Origin of the sequence: Undibacterium sp. Ji42W, assembly GCF_049340405.1 — a bacterium.
Classification (GTDB): Bacteria; Pseudomonadota; Gammaproteobacteria; order Burkholderiales; family Burkholderiaceae_D; genus Undibacterium.
Window position 1 is genome coordinate 406,422 of record NZ_JBMPOV010000001.1, and the last position, 19,734, is coordinate 426,155.

At 50.5% G+C, this 19,734-nt stretch carries 13 protein-coding genes and 2 tRNA genes; 7 read left to right on the forward strand and 8 right to left on the reverse strand.

Features of this window, described 5'->3' with window-relative positions; all coding sequences use genetic code 11:
* Positions 1-3 precede the first annotated feature (3 nt).
* The gene (locus tag ACO0LG_RS01955) at positions 4-1,884 is read right to left on the reverse strand and encodes a methyl-accepting chemotaxis protein (RefSeq protein WP_423022799.1); all 1,881 of its coding nucleotides are present in this window, start codon (positions 1,882-1,884) and stop codon (positions 4-6) included.
* 335 nt (positions 1,885-2,219) lie between these two features.
* Here ACO0LG_RS01955 and ACO0LG_RS01960 point away from each other — a divergent pair, with 335 nt between their 5' ends.
* On the forward strand, positions 2,220-2,735 hold the full coding sequence (locus tag ACO0LG_RS01960) for a GNAT family N-acetyltransferase (protein WP_423022801.1): 516 nt from the start codon (positions 2,220-2,222) through the stop codon (positions 2,733-2,735).
* 224 nt (positions 2,736-2,959) lie between these two features.
* Here ACO0LG_RS01960 and ACO0LG_RS01965 read toward each other — a convergent pair whose 3' ends face one another.
* Complete coding sequence (locus tag ACO0LG_RS01965; protein WP_423022803.1) at positions 2,960-3,430, reverse strand: DUF1854 domain-containing protein; 471 nt, start codon at positions 3,428-3,430, stop codon at positions 2,960-2,962.
* Between the two features lie 6 nt (positions 3,431-3,436).
* On the reverse strand, positions 3,437-5,692 hold the full coding sequence (locus ACO0LG_RS01970) for an ABC transporter ATP-binding protein (RefSeq protein WP_423022805.1): 2,256 nt from the start codon (positions 5,690-5,692) through the stop codon (positions 3,437-3,439).
* Positions 5,693-6,090: 398 nt separating this feature from the next.
* Here ACO0LG_RS01970 and cphA (ACO0LG_RS01975) point away from each other — a divergent pair, with 398 nt between their 5' ends.
* Positions 6,091-8,265, forward strand: a complete 2,175-nt coding sequence (gene cphA, locus ACO0LG_RS01975) for a cyanophycin synthetase (protein ID WP_423023274.1) — start codon at positions 6,091-6,093, stop codon at positions 8,263-8,265.
* A 188-nt stretch (positions 8,266-8,453) separates the two neighbouring features.
* A complete protein-coding gene (gene cphA / locus ACO0LG_RS01980) occupies positions 8,454-11,024 on the forward strand; it encodes a cyanophycin synthetase (RefSeq protein ID WP_423022807.1) in 2,571 nt (856 codons plus the stop codon).
* Between the two features lie 77 nt (positions 11,025-11,101).
* Here cphA (ACO0LG_RS01980) and ACO0LG_RS01985 read toward each other — a convergent pair whose 3' ends face one another.
* From ACO0LG_RS01985 to ACO0LG_RS02000, 4 genes are all read right to left on the reverse strand, one after another.
* Positions 11,102-11,878 (reverse strand): SDR family NAD(P)-dependent oxidoreductase, encoded by a 777-nt coding sequence (locus ACO0LG_RS01985; protein ID WP_423022809.1) that lies wholly within the window; start codon positions 11,876-11,878, stop codon positions 11,102-11,104.
* Between the two features lie 63 nt (positions 11,879-11,941).
* A complete protein-coding gene (locus ACO0LG_RS01990; protein WP_423022811.1) occupies positions 11,942-12,526 on the reverse strand; it encodes a TetR/AcrR family transcriptional regulator in 585 nt (194 codons plus the stop codon).
* 291 nt (positions 12,527-12,817) lie between these two features.
* Positions 12,818-13,162 carry a ribbon-helix-helix domain-containing protein gene (locus ACO0LG_RS01995; protein ID WP_423022813.1) on the reverse strand — a complete coding sequence of 115 codons (345 nt, stop codon included), beginning with the start codon at positions 13,160-13,162 and terminating at the stop codon, positions 12,818-12,820.
* 84 nt (positions 13,163-13,246) lie between these two features.
* A complete protein-coding gene (locus ACO0LG_RS02000; RefSeq protein WP_423022815.1) occupies positions 13,247-13,828 on the reverse strand; it encodes a DJ-1/PfpI family protein in 582 nt (193 codons plus the stop codon).
* A gap of 240 nt (positions 13,829-14,068) precedes the next feature.
* Between ACO0LG_RS02000 and ACO0LG_RS02005 the strand changes: the two genes are divergently transcribed.
* The gene (locus ACO0LG_RS02005) at positions 14,069-15,382 is read left to right on the forward strand and encodes a GGDEF domain-containing protein (protein ID WP_423022817.1); all 1,314 of its coding nucleotides are present in this window, start codon (positions 14,069-14,071) and stop codon (positions 15,380-15,382) included.
* A 568-nt stretch (positions 15,383-15,950) separates the two neighbouring features.
* On the opposite strand, the gene uvrB is transcribed toward ACO0LG_RS02005, so the two are convergent.
* On the reverse strand, positions 15,951-18,047 hold the full coding sequence (gene uvrB, locus ACO0LG_RS02010) for an excinuclease ABC subunit UvrB (RefSeq protein WP_423000935.1): 2,097 nt from the start codon (positions 18,045-18,047) through the stop codon (positions 15,951-15,953).
* A 98-nt stretch (positions 18,048-18,145) separates the two neighbouring features.
* Between uvrB and ACO0LG_RS02015 the strand changes: the two genes are divergently transcribed.
* The 3 genes from ACO0LG_RS02015 (at position 18,146) to ACO0LG_RS02025 (ending at position 19,670) form a co-directional block, all read left to right on the forward strand.
* The gene (locus ACO0LG_RS02015; RefSeq protein WP_423022819.1) at positions 18,146-19,360 is read left to right on the forward strand and encodes an aromatic amino acid transaminase; all 1,215 of its coding nucleotides are present in this window, start codon (positions 18,146-18,148) and stop codon (positions 19,358-19,360) included.
* A 59-nt stretch (positions 19,361-19,419) separates the two neighbouring features.
* Positions 19,420-19,495: transfer RNA gene (locus tag ACO0LG_RS02020), tRNA-Asn, on the forward strand.
* Between the two features lie 99 nt (positions 19,496-19,594).
* Positions 19,595-19,670 (forward strand) — tRNA-Asn (locus tag ACO0LG_RS02025).
* The last annotated feature ends 64 nt before the right edge of the window (positions 19,671-19,734 follow it).

Genomic DNA, 19,734 nt, shown 5'->3' on the forward strand with positions numbered 1-19,734 from the left:
AGTTTAATCGTCATATTCCAGACTGGGCGCAGAAGCCTTATTCTTCGCCCAGCTTGATTTGGCTGGTGCTAGGCGTGGACCAGAAGTTGAATCTTCCATACGGAAGGCTGACATAGCGGTTTTCAGCAAGTTGGCCTGCTCCTCCAGTGAACCTGCGGCTGCCGCAGCCTCTTCTACCAAGGCAGCGTTTTGCTGAGTTGCCTCATCCATATGAGCCAGTGCCACATTGACTTGCTGGATGCCGTCGCTTTGTTCTACCGAGGCGGTGGTAATTTCATTGATGATCGCTGCAACCTGATCTACTGCTGAAACAATGCGAGTCATGGCGGCACCAGCCTTATCCACCAGTTCTGACCCTTCACTGACTTTATTAACCGAGTCTTCGATCAGGTTCTTGATCTCTTGTGCAGCTGCTGCACTGCGTTGCGCCAGAGTACGTACTTCACTGGCAACCACGGCAAAGCCCCGGCCCTGCTCACCGGCCCTGGCGGCTTCCACCGCTGCATTCAAAGCCAGGATATTGGTCTGGAAGGCGATGCCCTCTATAACGCTGATGATATCGACAATCTTGCGCGAACTATCGCTGATGCCCTGCATGGTCGCGACTACCTTGCCGACCACTTCGCCACCTTGAGTTGCGACATCGGATGCATTGACGGCCATTTTGTTGGCTTCACGGGCATTGTCGGCATTATTGCGCACGGCTTCAGTCAACTCCTCCATGCTCGCGGCAGTTTCTTCAAGGGAAGATGCCTGTTGCTCGGTACGGCCAGACAAATCCATATTACCCGTGGCAATTTCTGTTGCCCCTACTGTAATGGAGTCAGTGGCCTTGCGCACATCCACGACCATCACACGCAACTGTTCAAGAAAGCGATTGAAAGCAGAAGCGGTCTGGGCCACTTCATCATCGCCCTCGACATCAATCTTGCGGCTCAAGTCGCCGCCACCGGCAGCGATATCCGACATAGCGTCGCGCACTCTTTGCAAACCGGCCAGCATGCGGCCCACCAGCAAGGTCGTCAAAGGCATGATCACACCCAGCAAGACCAGCAAGACAACGGCAGAAAGAATCAGTAACTGATCCAGCGCTTCCAGCGCTTTTTTCTTGTCGATGACCAACGCCAGGTAAATGTCGGAACCGGTGATTTGCTGCAAAAGCATGAAATGCGGTTTGCCGCCAATTTCAGTCAGTATCGGGTCTTTTTGTTTGGACAGGTTCGCCAGATTATCCAGTGCCAGATCGGGAGTAATTTCCTTTGCCATTTTCGTGACCCTGGCCTGATCTGCATGCGCCAGCACCTGGCCACTTTTATCCAGCAAGAAGGCATAACCGCCACCCGCCAGTTTGATGGTCAGTATCTGGTCAACAATCTTGGTCAGGAAAACGTCAGCACCCACGACTCCACCTTCACCTCCCTTGACAGGCGCAGCAAAAGTGATCATCAGACCAGGTGGAGCAACACCCATGTAAGGTGAAGTCACGATGGGTTTTTTGGCTTCCATCGCAGCCTTATACCAGGGACGCACAGTAGGGTCGAAACCGGCAGGCGGTGGGTCAGGAGGGATATTGGTAAATTGCTTGTCGGGCTGGCCTTGATAAACACTGAGGAAATTGCCACCACCACGCATCATGGTCAGGCTGGCCTGCAAATCTGCGCCATTGCCCAAGCCCTGTGACAGGCTGTCCATCATGGACAAATTGGTTTGTATCCAGTTACTCAATACGGCGTTATAACCTGCTGCAACGCCACGCATTTCATTGTTCAAGTCATTTTCTATCTGGGATTTCATCCTCAGGTAGCTGCCTATGGTCAAAACTATCGTACAAACAGCAATTAACAATCCTATAACAACAATGAGTCTGGCCTTGAGTGATTTCATAGCTTCCCCTGAGTATGGATATAAATAAGTAACGAGACTTTACAGGCTTCGCCCAAGCAAATTCAACAGTAAAGTGGCGTGCCAGTATCAATATCACGTCGCGACCACCCACAGCGAAAAGCTTAATGCCATTCAACAATATTACGCTCCAGACTAAACAATGTGAGAAAAAGTTTATCCAATTTACCATCTTGTAAAAGAAGTTCACAAGTCTGTAGGATCGCAGCATCACTCCGGTTCGGATAATTTGTTTCAATTCTGCCCTATTATCAGGGAAAAGCGCCTAGCTCTTTTATGTGGACGACTGTAAACTAATCGTTCCCAAGGAGACAGTAATGGCCACCATCATCACGACAGAAAGACTCTATCTGCGCACGATTACGACAGAGGATGCAGCGTTTTATCTGGCACTCGTGAATGACCCCGCATTTATCACCAATATCCGCGATAAAGGACTACGTACCCTGGAGCAGGCACAAACCGATATCGTCAACGGCCCCATGGCAAACCAGAAGAAAATAGGCTTTAGCCTGTACGTAATGGAACGCAAAGAAGATGGGCAGGCGATAGGCCTGTGTGGTCTGGTCAAGCGCGAAACCCTGAAGAATGTGGATATAGGCTACGCCCTGCTGCCTCAATTCATAGGACAGGGCTATGCCAGCGAGGCGGCCCGGGCGACGCTGGAATATGCCAACCAGCATTTGCGTATTACCAAACTCGCCGGTATCACATCACCAGACAATGCCGCATCCAACAAACTGCTGCAAAGCCTGGGTTTTAAACTCGAAGCGGTGGTGGTGCTGACAGGCGAAAGCAGAGATACCAATTTGTATGGGTACGAGTTCTGCTAGGACTTACGCAAAACCGCCGCAAAGCGTTGCAACTCCTCTTTTAGCAGCCGCGTACTAAAGTACTGTCTTCGTCATTGCGGTGAAGTCGGGGTTTCAGGCAACAAGTTGCTTGCCGATGAAACGGACATTTCCTAAAAGGGATGTTTCCTGAAGCGACAGCCTTGTCGGGACAATTCTGCGCAGGTCCTCTCTAAATCGGAATCTATACTATGTTCAAGGGAAGCTTAGAGGAAGCGGTCGAGTATCTTGCGGCTATGCTTGTCTATCTCATACATGTCACGTATCAGGAATTGTATGCCGTGATTATCGGTAATCAATAAAGAGGTCTTCCCGATACGGCGTATGTCTTCATCACCCTTGAGGACAAACTCAGTCTCGCCTCGGTCCGTTGCGACCTTCCAGGTACATGGCAGGGCAAAGCTGGTGACGCTGATGATGTTGTTGATTTCAGGCATGAATTCGCGACCTTCCAGCTCTTCCATGACCAATGCACGCACATCTGTTGCCAGGTCGTCGAGTTGATCTATCCATGCCACTTCGCGCCCGTCTGTCATGACCAGGGACATGCCCACTAGTGGTGACTGGATAGGGAATGCCCGTACCGGGCTGACGCCTTCAAACACTTCACCAGCTTCATTGCTGAGTATCAGCTTGCCGAAAGAATTGCGGGTCAGGGTAAATTTTGTCGTTGTCATCTTCTTTTACTCCTCAACCAGTTCTGCATTACGGGCTTGCGCCTGGTAAAGCTTGTAGTAAGCACCTTCTTTGGCCATCAATTCGTCATGGTTGCCCACTTCGACTACCTGGCCTCTGTCCAGCACAACCAGACGGTCGGCCTTATGCAGGGTAGATAACCTATGCGCAATCGCTATGGTAGTACGGCCTTGCACCAGGTTATCAAGGGCTTTCTGGATTTCTTTTTCTGTTTGCGAATCCACGGAAGAAGTCGCTTCATCCATGATCAAAATGCGTGGGTCTATCAACAAAGCACGGGCAATCGAAATACGTTGACGCTCACCACCCGACAAGCCCTGGCCGCGCTCGCCAACCATGGAGTCATAACCTTGCGGCAGGCGCAAGATAAATTCATGCGCATGGGCCGCACGCGCCGCCGCGATGATTTCATCACGCGTGGCTTCTGGTTTGCCATAGGCAATATTTTCGGCAATGGTGCCAAAAAACAGGAAAGGCTCTTGCAAGACCAGGCCGATATTTTGGCGGTAATCCGACACTGCAAATGAGCGTATATCGACACCGTCTAGCAAGATCGCACCTTCCGAAACATCATAGAAACGGCAGATCAGGTTCACCAGCGTACTCTTGCCCGAACCGCTATGACCAACCAGACCTATCATTTCTCCTGGTTTGATGTTCAGATTAATGCCACGATTAACCGCACGGTTACCGTAACGGAAGCCTACTTCCCGCAATTCTATCTGGCCTTTGACTTCTTTTACCTTCACCGGATTTTGCGGATCAGGCACGCTCGATACATGATCAAGAATATCGAAAATGCGCTTGGCAGCAGAAGCAGATTTCTGCGTCACAGAGACGATGCGGCTCATGGAATCAATACGGCCATAGAAGTTGCTGATGAAAGCCACAGCAGCCACCAGCGAACCAACGGTAATATCACCCTTGGAAATCTGCCAGATACCAAAGCCCCAGACCACCAGAATGCCAAGATCAGTCAGGAAAGACACAGTAGGTGAAAACAGCGACCAGACCTTGTTGAGCTTGTCGTTAACCGCCAGATTATGCTTGTTCGCCTCACGGAAACGTCCTGCTTCGCGCTTTTCCTGGGCAAAAGCCTTGACCACACGTATGCCAGGGATAGTATCGGCCAGGACATTGGTGACCTCGCCCCATACCCTGTCTATCTTTTCAAAACCGGTACGCAACTTGTCACGCACCAGGTGGATCATCCAGGCAATAAATGGTAGCGGCAGCAAGGTCACCAGGGCCAGCTTGGTATTGATCTGCAACAGAAAAGCCGCAGTCATGATGAACATCAGCACGTCAGTTGCAAAGTCCAGCAGGTGTAGGGACAGGTAAACGCAAATGCGGTCACTTTCACTGCCTATGCGTGACATCAGGTCACCAGTACGCTTGCCACCAAAATATTCGAGAGACAATTTCAGCAGATGTTCATAGGTAGCGGTACGCAAATCGGCGCCTATGCGCTCTGACACCAGTGCCAGGATATACGTCTTGCCCCAGCTTAGCAGCCATGCAACAACTGCAGAACCTAGCAGGCCGCCGATGTAAAACACCACCAGCTTGGGATCGACATGCGCACCGTTTTGATAGGGAATCAGCACCTCATCCGTCAGCGGTTTGGTCAGGTAACGCGGGATCATGTGTGCAGCAGTGCCCAGCAACATGAGTGAAAAACCGATAAACAGTTGCAAGCGGTAAGGATGGGCAAATCGCCACAGGCGCAATAGCGTCCATGTCGATGGTGGTGTATAGGTAACTTTGGTACACACCGGGCATTCTTCCTGGTCCGGCTCCAGCACGGCTTTACAGCTAGGGCAAATATTTTGTTCCGCACGTACTACCGGCATGCCAGTCACATGGCTTAGCAATTGTTCCTTGAAGTGATCCAGCAGGCGTATGGCATGCAAATTCTGGCCCAGGGTAAAGCGCCAGCTGGCCTGCAAACCCTGCTCATCAACGAGTTCAAGATGGCCGACACCGGCATGGTCATGATGACTTAATTGCAATCCCTGGTGAAAACGCCATTCTTTCCAGTCAGTTTCGCCGGGTGATTTGGTCAGCAGGCGCTGATCTGTGACCACCAGCAAGCCCTTGCGGAAGCGAAGTTTATTGTCTAGGTCAACCTCCAAGGCAGTTAAAACGTTCTCGCCCTTGACGATCTGACTGTTGAGGTCAGACTGCCAGGATACTGGAAGTGATGTAACAGGCTGTTCGAGGCTGAATTGTGTTGTGGTCATCGTAAAATGAACTCCTGCTCAAGAGCTGGTCCCGAATCAAATCAGGACATAAATTTTAGTAAAAGAGATCACTTGGTTTCCATTTCCGGCATAAGCCATGTCACGGAAGCAGCAATTTACGGTATTCTATCGAAAGAAAAATAATCAGATCACTCTGATCAAGAGGATGAACTGCTTTTGCGCTGGCGCGCAAGTATATCAGCAGGCGTGCCTTTCACAGCCGCTTTCAAGATGATATGAGAAGTAACATTGTGGCGATGACAAGATTTTCAAGGCAATAGAAAATTTTGCGTAGCCAGCCAGCCCAAGATGTTGCGCATTCAGGGAAAACGAAGAAACGCTCTAAAATGACAAGACCTGGTCCGCATAAACCTGGCTTATAAAAGTTTACATACATGATAACAAACAAGAAAGACATCCGCATTCTCAGCGCAACGCATTTGCGGGGCCCGAACATATGGACTTATCGCCCTGTCATTGAAGCAGTGCTGGACATAGGTGAGCTGGAAGAATTCCCATCGAATAAAATCCCTGGCCTGTATGAACGACTGACGACCTGGTTGCCTGGCATTATTGAACATCGCTGTGGTGTCGGTGAACGTGGCGGATTTCTGGAGCGTCTGCGTGAGGGCACCTGGTCTGGTCACATCCTTGAGCATGTAGTCCTTGAACTGCAAAATCTGGCGGGCATGCGTACCGGCTTTGGCCAGACCCGCTCTACCAATGTGGTCGGCGTCTATAAAATGGCATTCCGCACCCGTGAAGAACAGGTAGGACGCGCCGCCCTGCAAATTGGCCGCGACTTGCTGATGGCAGCAATCGAAGACCAGCCTTTTGACCTGCAAACCAAAGTCGCAGAATTGCGTGAACTGGTCGATGACCGCTGTCTGGGCCCTAGTACGGCCAGCATCGTTGATGCCGCTACCGAACGCCGCATCCCATCAATACGCCTGACAGATGGCAATCTGGTGCAACTCGGCCATGGCGCTGCCCAGCGCCGCATATGGACAGCAGAAACTGACCGCACCAGCGCCATTGCTGAAAGCATCGCCAGCGATAAAGACCTGACCAAGACACTGCTGCAATCTTGCGGTGTGCCGGTTCCTGAAGGTTCATTGGTGCGCAGTGCTGAAGAAGCCTGGGAAGAAGCACAGGATATCGGCCTGCCCGTCGTTATCAAACCTTATGACGGCAACCATGGCCGCGGTGTTTCATTGAACCTGATGAGCAAAGAAGATGTGATTGCTGCCTACGAACTGGCTTCGCGCAAGGGTGATAGCAAGAGCGTCATCGTCGAACGTTTCGTCACCGGTGACGAACATCGTGTGCTGGTCGTCGGTAATCAGGTCGTTGCAGTAGGTAAAGGCGAATCATTGTGGGTGACTGGCAATGGCAAATCCAATGTCACTGAACTGGTCGACGACCAGATCAATACCGACCCGCGCCGTGGCACGACAGAAGACTGTCCCTTGAATGCGCTGGACCCCGCAGCAGGCGCAGAAATCATACTGGAATTGAAGCGCCAGGGCATGGATGCCGATTCCATCCCGCTAGCAGGACAAAAGGTATTGATACAGCCGAACGGTAATGTTGCTGTTGATGTCACCGATAAAATCCACCCAGATATTGCCTATGCAGCGACATTGGCTGCACGTATTGTTGGCCTGGATATTGCGGGTGTTGATCTGGTGGCAGAAGACATTTCCCGTCCTATGGCAGAACAAGGTGCGGCAATTATTGAAGTCAACGCCAGCCCTGGCTTGCTGGCCCATATCAAGCCAGCCAATGGTGAAGGCCGCCCTGTCGGCAAAGCCATCATCAATCATTTATTTGCACCCGACGAAAATGGCCGCATCAGCATCGTTGGTGTTGCTGGCACCAAGGGTTGCAGCCTGATTGCACGCTTGATCGGTGCGCTGATCCATATCAGCGGCAAGGAAACCGGTGTCGCTTGCGCCCAGGGCCTGTTCCTGAACAAACGGCTGGTCAATGATGGTGATTGTGCCAACTGGGAAGCGGGCCAAAGGTTGCTGATCAACCGCTCAGTCCAAGCTGCCGTATTTGAAACCAATGCCAAGGCCATGCTCAGCGATGGTCTGGCCTATGACAAATGCGCCGTTGGCGTCGTCACAGATCTGGATGGCCATGCCGACCTGGGTCCTTTTTACATAGACAGCCCAGACCAGATGCGCAAAGTCTTGCGTACCCAGGTTGATGTGATATTGCCCGATGGCGTTGCGGTATTGAATGCTGCGGACTCTGCAGTAGCAGACTTGGCGGAGCTCTGTGATGGCAAGGTGATTTTTTATGCCAGGGATTCCGGGCTGGAAGCCATAGTCAATCACCGCGCCCTGGGTGAACGTGTCGTGTTTTTGCGTGACGACAATATCGTACTCGCAGATGGCGAGACTGAAACTGCCTTGCTGCCCTTGAGTGCCTTGAAGCCTGCAAAAGTCGCCCAGGCAGAAAGCGTATTGGCAGCGGTTGCAGCAGCATGGGCTCTGAACATCACACCAGAACTGATCGGTGCTGGGCTCAGAACTTTTGACTCCAGCAAGAAAGCTGCATACTAAGTTTACCGAAATGTGTGCGGATGCCTTGCATGGCATCCGTAAAATACCAGATATAGTATTAACGTATTTTCTTAGAATTTGCTATTTATCTGAGGGTGTGATTTCTGGTACTTATTCTGATATAAAAACCAGAATGCCAAGACGAAACACACTCTCGTTTGACGCCTTTTTCAACAGGATTAAGTTTTATGGAAGTATCACGCATCCGTGCCCTGCGCGGTCCCAATCTCTGGAGCCACCATACGGCCGTAGAAGCGATTGTTGCCTGCACAAATGAAGAGATGTCAATTGCTGGTCTGAACGGATTTGAAGACCGTTTGCGTGCCCTTTTCCCGCAACTCAGCATTTTGCAACCCACCGGCCATGATGATGCCATCCCCATGGCCCATGTGTTTGAATTGCTGACACTGGGCCTGCAGGCAGAAGCCGGTTGCCCTGTCACCTTCAGCCGCACTACGCAAACCCTGGAAGCAGGTATTTTCCAGGTCGTGGTTGAATATTCGGAAGAAGCTGTAGGTCGTCTGGCCGTGGAACTGGCAGAACAACTTATCAATGCCGCACTGATAGACCAAGCCTTTGATCTGTCTGCTGCACTTGAACAATTGCGTGATCTGGATGAAGACGTGCGTCTGGGGCCATCTACTGGCTCTATAGTCAATGCCGCCGTTGCCCGCAATATCCCTTACCGCCGCCTGACCGATGGCAGCCTGGTTGCCTTTGGCTGGGGCAGCCGCCAGCGCAAGATACAGGCAGCGGAAATGGATGGCACCAGCGCTATTGCTGAAGCCATTGCGCAAGATAAAGAGCTGACCAAGAAGCTCTTGCATGCCGCCGGCGTGCCTGTGCCTTTGGGTCGCTCAGTATCCGACCCTGATGATGCCTGGGCAGCCGCCCTCGAAATCGGTCTGCCTGTGGTGGTCAAACCCAAGGATGGCAATCAGGGCAAAGGCGTGACTGTTAATGTCACGACGCGTGAACAACTGGATGCAGGTTTCCATGCCGCCAGCGAATTCCGTGATGACATCCTGGTCGAGCGCTTCTTACCCGGCAATGACTTCCGTCTGCTGGTAGTCGGCAACAAGCTGGTTGCCGCTGCCCGCCGTGACCCGCCACAAGTAGTAGGTGATGGCAAGCAAAGCGTGCGTGAACTGGTTGAACAAGTCAATAAAGACCCGCGCCGTGGCAGTGGACATTCCACTTCCCTGACCAAGATACGTTTTGACGATATCGCCCTGGCCAGTCTGGCCAAACAGGGCTTTGTGGCTGACTCCATTCCCCCCAAGGGCCAGCGCGTGGTATTGCGCAATAACGCCAACCTCTCTACTGGTGGCGCCGCAACCGATGTGACAGATGATGTGCATCCTGAAGTCGCCGCCCGCGCAGTAGCTGCCGCACAAATGGTGGGGCTGGATATTTGTGGTGTCGATCTGGTCTGTGACAGTGTCTTGAAACCGATAGAACAGCAAAATGGCGGCATCGTTGAAGTCAATGCTGCGCCAGGTTTGCGTATGCACCTCTCCCCTTCTTTTGGCAAAGGCCGCCAGGTTGGTGAAGCGATTATCGCCTCGATGTTTGATGACAATGACGATGGCCGCATCCCTATCATTGCGGTCACCGGCACAAATGGTAAAACCACGACAGTACGCCTGATTGCCCATCTGCTGACAGCCAGTGGTTTGCGTACAGGCATGACCAATACGGATGGCGTCTATGTTGCTGGCCGCCAGATTGATAGCGGCGATTGCAGCGGCCCCCGCAGCGCCCGTAATGTCTTGTCTCACCCTGATGTAGATGCAGCCGTGTTTGAAACTGCCCGCGGCGGCGTCTTGCGTGAAGGCCTGGCTTATGACCGTTGCCAGGTTGCCGTCGTCACCAATATAGGTTCTGGCGATCATCTTGGCCTGAATTACATTACTACAGTGGAAGACCTGGCTGTATTAAAGCGCGTCATCGTGCAAAACGTTGCTGACAACGGCTATGCGGTGCTGAATGCGGCTGACCCTATCGTTGCTACCATGGCCAGCAATTGCCCGTCTGCCGTCATCTTCTTCGCTGCAGATCACCAGCATCCTGTGATGGCAACACACAGGGCCCAGGGCAAGCGCGTGGTATATATAGAAAATGGCCATCTGATCGCAGCAGAAGGCAAGACACGCCATAGTGTACCGCTGGCAGATATCCCTATCACCCGTAATGGCAGCATAGGCTTCCAGGTCGAGAACGTCATGGCATCCGTGGCCGCTGCCTGGGCAATCAATATTGACTGGGACAGCATACGCGCAGGCCTATTGTCTTTTGCCAATGAAGCCGATAATGCGCCTGGCCGCTTCAATGTTTTCAGCTTCCGCGGTGCGACCCTGATTGCTGATTATGGTCACAACCCGGATGCGATACTGGCACTGGTACGTGCAGTAGAAACCATGCCTGCCAAACGCCGCTCTGTCGTCATCAGCGGTGCTGGAGACCGCCGTGACCAGGACATACGCCAGCAGACTGAAATCCTCGGTGAGTCGTTTGATGACGTGGTTTTGTATCAGGACCAATGCCAGCGTGGTCGTGCTGATGGGGAAGTTGTCGCCCTCTTGCGTGAAGGATTGAAGCAGGCAACAAAAACTTCGCGCATAGATGAAATCAATGGGGAATTCATTGCCATTGATCTGGCCATGGACAGGCTTGAAGCAGGTGATCTTTGCCTGATCCTGATTGATCAGGTAGAAGAAGCACTGACGCATATCGCCAAGCGTGTTGCAGCAGGCTAAAATCGCTTAGCTTGGTTTAGCAAAATAAAATACCGGGGCAGTCTACACTGTCCCGGTATTTTTTATTCCTGGTTTCTTCAGGTATTTCGGCCTGCCATCACACCACCGTCCACATCCCAGATTGCCCCAGTTACCCAGGAAGCCTTATCCGACAGCAGGAAGGTAATCGCTTCTGCCACATCCTGTGGCGTACCTATACGACCGATAGGATGGAAACCATTGAAACCCTGCAAAGCCGCAGGAATATCCGCTTTGGGTATAAAGCTTTCATAGACAGGTGTTTCTACCACTGCTGGTGACACTGCATTCACACGAATATGATGGGAGGCAAGTTCCATGGCCAGATGCTGGGTCAAAGAATGTATGCCTGCTTTTGCCATCGAATAAGCAGAGGATGGCGTTACCGCAATCGCCTGTCTTGCCCACATGGAGCCTATATTCACGATAGACCCATGATTACCACTGGCAATCATGTTGGCAGCGATTTTTTGGGTAATGAAGAATATTGCTTTGTTCAAAGCCTGATACTGGTCATAGTCATTTTCACTATGCTCAAGAAATGGCTTGGGTACAAATATGCCCGCGGCATTCAGCAAGAGATCGATGTCCTTGTGCGCTTCATCGATTTTTTTCAAGAGTTGCTGTACTTCTTCTGCTTTGGATAAATTCGCGGTAAATATAGTGACTTCACCCAACGCTGACAACTGCTGCTGTGCCGCCTCAGCCTTGTCCTTGCGATGACCAACGATGACGACCTTGCCACCCTGGGATAAGACTATGCGTGCTGTCTCCAGACCCATACCGCTGGTGCCTCCTATTACCAGTAATTTCTTGCCTTCAAAATTAGTGCCCATTATATACCCTTTCTTTTATCTACCTACTAATTGGTAGTTTACATTTACAAAAAAATGCCGGCCTCAAGCCGACACAGTGGAAAGAAAAGTTCGCGCGATGTCAGCTGGCCCTTGCACAGTATGCATACCGCGTCCCAATACCATAGCCCCCTCCAGCGCACTCAAATAAGTTTGAGCCAGCGACTCTGCGGCGCAATTATTTTTGATTAACCCTGCATGCTGGGCATCGGTCATGATTTGGGTCAGCCAATCCAGGTTGACCTTGAAGAATCGTGCGATTTCGTCAGCAACAGCTTCTGGCAACGAGCCTGACTCTGCCCCCAGCATGCCGCAAACACAAAGCCGTCTTTCCCGATTGAAAGTCTGTTCAAATACAGCAGCATAGGCAGCCAACCTTTCCATGGGACTGGCATGCAGCCCTTCTATAACCAGCAATTCACCGCGAAATCTATGGGTATAGCGTTGTACCAGCACTGTAACCAATTCCTCTTTTTTGGAAAAATGATGATGAATGCTGGGTTTTTTGATACCGACCAACTTGGCCACATCATCATAGGAAAAACCGTTGTAGCCTTGCTGCTGTATCAAGCCTTGGGCAGCATCTATGATGCGCTCGGCCATAGGCGTCATTTCTGAAAAATGCTTCATGTGCTACCTGTTTAAAGTGAGCAATAATGCCCTGATCAATTAATTTACCTTCTAGTTGGTAGGCATCATAAGAACTCTTAATTGTTATGTCAAGGAGCTTTTTGATGTGCGGTACTGTTCCTAACAGAAACTCAAAAAACTTCCGCCAGGGTCAAATAAGTCGAGAGCAAGACCATGAATGACATTGCACCACTCATCCATCTGCTTAAAAACACCGCATTTATGCATGTTTATGCATGTTTATGCATGTTTATGCATGATAATTATTACGCATAAACATGGATTAAACGATCAAATCAAAAAACCTTTAGCTTCCGTCTTGGCATTGCGCAAACTAGCAAGCGGTAAAAGTTTATCAGTGGTGATTTCGCCATCCAGCATCAGCGAGGTATAACGCAAACAGCAAACTCGCAGGAAAGATGAGAAATTGTCGATATGGCCGCGGTAAGCAATCAACTCATCATACAGCTTGGTGATGAGTTGATTGGTATTCATGCCGTCGCGTACAGCGATCTCTTCCAGCACATTCCAGAATATATTTTCCAGCCGGATGGAAGTCACCACGCCATGCAGGCGCAGGGAACGCGCCCTGGATTCATACAGACCAGGATCGGCTTTGATAAATATCTCGCACATTTTTCCTCCCGCATATCGTCAAGAAAATGATTTCCTGACGATTATACGGCACTTGCCTGATTTACAAGCCAAGCCACGATATGGCTATAACTTGATTTCCGTACCCAGCAATTGCAGGAACTGACTTATCCAGGCTGGATGTGCGGGCCATGCTGGTGCCGTGACAAAATTCTTGTCCGTTACTGCATCGGTAACAGCAATATTTGCGTAATGGCCACCTGCCGCTTCTACTTCTGGCTGGCAAGCAGGGTAAGCTGAGCATTTGATACCCTCAAGCACCTTGGCAGCAGCCAAAATCTGCGCACCATGGCAAACGGCGGCTATCGGCTTCTTTGTCTGCGCGAAATGTTGCACGATAGCAATCACTTGTGGGTTCAGGCGCAGATATTCAGGTGCGCGGCCACCAGGTATCAGCAAGGCATCATAATCCTGCGCCTTGATGCTGGCGAAGTCATGGGTGATGCTGAATCGGTGACCTGGTTTCTCGGTGTAAGTCTGCTGGCCTTCAAAGTCATGGATGGCGGTAGCCACATAGTCACCGGGCTTTTTGTCCGGGCACACTGCATGTACTGCATGCCCGACCGCCAGCAGGCTTTGGAAAGGCACCATGGCCTCATAATCTTCTACAAAATCACCGACCAGCATAAGAATTTTTTTGGCTGCCATGATGTCTCCTGAATATTGGTTTGAAGGAGACCCATTGTTGAGCAAATTTCAGCATCGCAGGTAATGATGGGTTACTACATGAATGAGAAAATTTCCACCTGGAAATTAACTATATTTTGCGCATTCTTATTAATATTTTGCGACGTATTAATCAAACAGTAACAGGAACTCGTATAAAATCAAATCATGCTCTGGAATTCGATCATACGGGGCGGGTATCGTTTATAGCCTGGAGACAACATGGCAGAAGCAGGACCGCTGTATAAAAATCGGGTATTGCTGCTCACGCAAACCTTTTTCATCATCGATAACAAGAAAGAATTGTTGATCGGTGCCCATAAGTACGACTTCGATATACTGTTTTTTGACCAGATGAGTGACTTTGTGAAGGCGGTACAGACTTCCGAAGGCCATGATCTGTTCGTGATTGACCTTGATGTGCTGTACAACATGCAGGACGATATGCAGCACACCCGCCGCCAGACCATGTTCCTCAGCGACTTGCTGCAGCGCCTGCCAGATGATCAAAGCTATATCTACCTGCAGACCGTGCGCCAGGGTGAGCGTTTCTTGCTGCAACAAAAACTGGTTGATAGCAATTGCATGGCCTACGCAGAAAAACCCATCACCAATGAGGTGCTGGTAGATAAGTTATTCAACATCTTCGCCCGCCAAAAGCGCGGCGAGAACAATACCATCGTGCTTTGCGGTGAACTGTCTTCACTGGATACTGCCCTGCTGGCAGAAAACCATATAGAACTGCTGCACAATCCTGATGCCCGCTCTTTGCATGTGCGGGTCAAGGAAGCACAACCAGATATCGTGCTCATTGATGAAGCACAATATTTGCAGACCGAAGCCCTGGTGCGTGTACTCAAAAAGAATATAGAATTTGACCCCGGCCGCGAAATCATCCTGCTGCAAAGCCGCCCTGACCCAGCCATGGCCAGGCGCGCACTTGATAGCGGTTTTGATGAAATCCTGACACCCAGTGACGCTGATGTACTGACACGCCAGCTACTGAACCGCGTCAATAAAATCCGCGCCAGCAAAGACCTGATCAGTCGCGACCGCGCCACTGGCTTGTTGAATAAAGTCGGTTTGCAAAAAAAGGCTCAGGAATGGATACGCCGCGCCAGCCGCGAAGACAAACCGCTGGCCTATGGCATCATTGATATTGACAAGTTCAAGATCATCAATGACACCTGGGGCCATTATTTTGGTGACATCGTCATCAAGCGATTGTCTTTGGTCTTGTCTGCTCAGCTAGGCGAACAGGATTTGCTCAGCCGCTTTGGTGGCGAAGAATTTGTCGTGGTTTTCTGGGATTGCACACCGGCACAAGGCAAACAAAAACTCGATGCCATGCGCGAAGCCTTTGGCAAGATCGTCTTCGAAGTCAAACCAGGTGAAAATAAAAACTTCAGCTTCAGTGGTGGCATCGCCGATTTCCCTACCTGGAATACCGAGAATGCCATGTTCTTGCAGGCAGATGCGATGTTGTACCAAGCCAAGCAAGGTGGGCGGAATCAGGTTTGTGTTAGTGGCAAATAATTCAATTTAGGCCCCACCCGTAAGTTGGGCTACGCTTCACCAGCCCAACACTGGGCCGTAACAAACGCATACATTATTTAACCGCCGAATGTTGGGCTAATAAAACGTAGCCCAACCTACGAACCGACTCCCCAATTTGTGTCAGTGGTAAATAAGCTATCCAGACTTCTTAAATTTGTTGAGAGTTGATATGCTCCAACGGAAGACTGCAAGCTCGTTGAGCCCACACACCTTCCTCCCAGGAAAAAATAGGTGAGGAGAGTAATTTTCCTGTACCAGGCCATTCCCTATCGCGCGGAAGACTTCTTTTAAAAACCAGCGCGCTTCCAGGTTCATACAGCAAAACATATTGTCTCGCGAGGTGCAATCGCCTCCTGCGCAACTGGTGCATTGATACTGGCTTTTCCCATCCGCAATGGGGAAAGGGTTTACTTTTCCCATTGCTATGCTCAAGCACCAGCACCCTAAGCAGTTGCCGTTTCAACTCAGACCGGCTCATTCGCACGACTGTTTTTCTCCAAGGACGCACAGGCCAAAATTCACGCTGCTTCAGCATAGGCAGACAGCTTTAAAGCACAGGGACAGAATCATGCCCACCTGCCCCAAACAACTGTTCCTTGACATGCGCTAACTGATCCCTGACCTGGGCTGCTTTTTCAAACTCCAGGTTCTTGGCATGATCGAGCATGAGTTTTTCCAGGCGCTTGATTTCGCGGCTGATCTGTTTCTCGCTCATGACTTCATAACGTGCCTGCTCTTGTGCTACTGCCAGCTCTTCTTTTGCTTCCTGCGGATTATAGACGCCATCGATGATGTCCTTGATCTGCTTGCGTATGCCTACCGGCGTAATATTATTGGCCAGATTGAAGGCAAGCTGTTTATTACGACGGCGCTCGGTTTCACCCATGGCGCGACGCATGGAGTCGGTCACCTTGTCGGCATACAAAATCGCTTTGCCGTGCAGGTTACGCGCAGCGCGGCCTATGGTTTGTATGAGGCTGCGTTCAGACCTCAGGAAACCTTCTTTGTCTGCGTCGAGTATCGCCACCAGTGATACTTCAGGGATATCCAGGCCTTCGCGCAACAGGTTGATACCGACCAGCACATCAAAAGTGCCGAGGCGCAGATCGCGGATAATTTCTACCCGTTCTACCGTATCAATATCGCTGTGCAGGTAACGTACCTTGATGCCGTTTTCGTTGAGGAATTCGGTCAATTGTTCTGACATGCGCTTGGTTAACGTGGTGACAAGTACTCGCTCGTGTTTTTTGACGCGCTCGATAATCTGATTCATCAAATCATCGACCTGCGTCAGCGCCGGGCGTACTTCGATTTCCGGGTCAACCAGGCCGGTAGGCCTGACCAGTTGCTCTACTGTCTGGTCAGAATGCTGGTCTTCGTAATCACCTGGCGTGGCTGAGACGAATACGGTCTGGCGCAATTTGCTTTCAAATTCAGCAAACTTCAACGGGCGGTTATCCAGTGCAGACGGCAGGCGGAAGCCATAGTCCACCAGGTTGGTTTTGCGCGCCCTGTCACCGTTGTACATGCCATTCAACTGGCCTGTCAGCACATGTGACTCATCAAGGAACATCAGGGCATCTGCTGGCAGGTAATCAACCAGGGTTGGCGGTGGTTCACCGGCCTTGGCACCACTAAGATGGCGCGAGTAATTTTCAATGCCCTTGGTAAAACCTATTTCCGCCATCATTTCCAGATCGAAGCGAGTACGCTGTTCTATGCGCTGTTCTTCAATGAGTTTGTTTTCACGACGGAAGAAATCCAGGCGCTCACGCAACTCTTCCTTGATGGTATCGATGGCACGTAAGACCGTTTCGCGTGGCGTCACATAATGCGAACTCGGATACACAGTAAAGCGCGGTATCTTTTGCTTGATGCGACCTGTCAGCGGGTCAAACAATTGCAGGTTTTCAATTTCATCATCGAACATTTCGACACGTACAGCCATCTCGGCATGTTCTGCCGGGAATATATCAATGGTGTCACCACGTACACGGAAAGTACCACGTCCAAAATCAACTTCATTACGCTTGTACTGCATCTGTATAAGACGGGCAATGACGTCGCGCTGGCTAACCTTGTCCTTGGCACGCAGGGTCAAAATCATCTTGTGATATTCGCTAGGATTACCGATACCATAGATGGCTGATACAGTTGCCACGATGATGACATCACGTCTTTCCATCAGCGATTTGGTGCAGGACAGACGCATTTGTTCTATATGTTCATTGATAGCAGAATCTTTCTCAATGAACAAGTCACGCTGCGGCACATACGCTTCTGGTTGATAGTAATCGTAATAACTGACAAAATACTCCACCGCATTGCGTGGAAAGAATTCCCTGAACTCACTGTACAACTGTGCTGCCAGGGTTTTATTAGGTGCAAAAATGATAGCCGGACGACCTGTCCTGGCAATCACATTTGCCATCGTATAGGTCTTACCCGACCCCGTCACTCCCAGCAGTGTCTGAAAAAACAAACCGTCACTGATACCCTCTACCAATTGTGCAATCGCCGCTGGCTGATCACCTGCTGGCTTGAACATTTGATACAACTGATAAGGTGAATCAGGGAAACTGATAAATTTCGATTCGTCCAGCTGCTCTGACAAAGCTGTTGAATTAACTGGTGCTACGGCCATGATGCGATTACCTTTGCTAAAATAGGTGGCTGTACTATGCAATCTGCCTCATTCCAACCATTACTGTCGGCAACGACAAATATTTCCATATTATCACGATGACTGCTTCCACATCTTCACCCCTGTTTTCCGCCATAGAAATGGCCCCCCGCGACCCTATACTGGGTATCACCGAAGCATTCAATGCTGACCAGAACCCTGCCAAGGTCAATCTGGGTGTAGGCGTTTATTATGATGACAATGGCAAGGTGCCATTGCTGGAATGCGTCAAAAAAGCCGAAGCTATTTTGATGGAAAAATTCGCTCCACGCACTTACCTGCCTATCGAAGGCCTGGCTGCCTATGATAAAGCAGTACAGGAACTGGTGTTCGGTGCTGACAGTGACGTCGTCAAGGAAAAGCGTGCAATTACTGCACAGGCTATCGGCGGCACTGGTGCACTGAAGCTGGGCGCTGACTTTTTGCAGCGCTTCACGCCAAATTCTGAAGTATGGATCAGCGACCCAAGCTGGGAAAACCACCGCGCCTTGTTTGAATCGGCTGGCTTCAAGGTCAACTCTTACCCTTACTATGATGCAGCGACACGCGGCGTCAATTTCGCTGGCATGCTGGATGCATTGAAATCCATGCCTGAAGGCTCCATCGTATTGCTGCACGCTTGCTGCCACAATCCAACCGGTGCTGACCTGACTGATGATCAATGGACAGACGTCATTGCCGTGGTTACTCAACGCAACCTGATCCCTTTCCTCGACATGGCTTATCAGGGCTTTGGTGATGGTATCGAAGCGGATGGCAAAGTCGTACGTCGCTTTGCTGAAGCTGGCGGTGCTCTGTTCGTCTCCAACTCTTTCTCCAAATCCTTCTCCCTGTATGGCGAGCGCGTCGGTGCCCTGAGCATTGCCGCCTCCAGCGCAGAAGAAGCAGCACGCATCATGTCGCAACTGAAACGCGTGATCCGTACCAATTACTCCAATCCACCTACCCATGGTGGCCAGGTAGTAGCAACCGTGCTGGCAACACCAGAACTGCGCCAGTTGTGGGAAGAAGAACTGGCAGGCATGCGCGTACGCATACGCGAAATGCGTAATGCCTTTGTTAGCAAACTCAAGGAACAGGCTCCAGGCCATGACTTTGATTTTGTCGTCCAGCAGCGCGGCATGTTCTCGTATTCTGGCCTGACCAAAGAACAGGTTGGCAAACTGCGTGAGAACAATTCCATCTACGCTGTTGATACAGGCCGCATCTGTGTAGCTGCACTCAATAACAAGAATATTAACAACGTTATTGCGGCAATTACTGCGGTTTTGTAATTCGATTTGACTTGCGTATTGACAAACAGGGGTCGAGAGAATATAATTTTTGTCTCTGTTCCCTGATAGCTCAGTTGGTAGAGCGACGGACTGTTAATCCGCAGGTCCCTGGTTCGAGTCCAGGTCGGGGAGCCACAGAATTCGAAGTAAGTAGTGAACTTATCAAAAAATCACTGCGAACAAAGTAACAAGTATTAAATTATAAAGTTTAACGAAGATCATCAAATCTTCTATTCCCTGATAGCTCAGTTGGTAGAGCGACGGACTGTTAATCCGCAGGTCCCTGGTTCGAGTCCAGGTCGGGGAGCCAAATTTATAAAGACAGAGTTACTTGCTCAAGCTTGTAACTCTTTTTTTTCCACTGGAACTGTCCG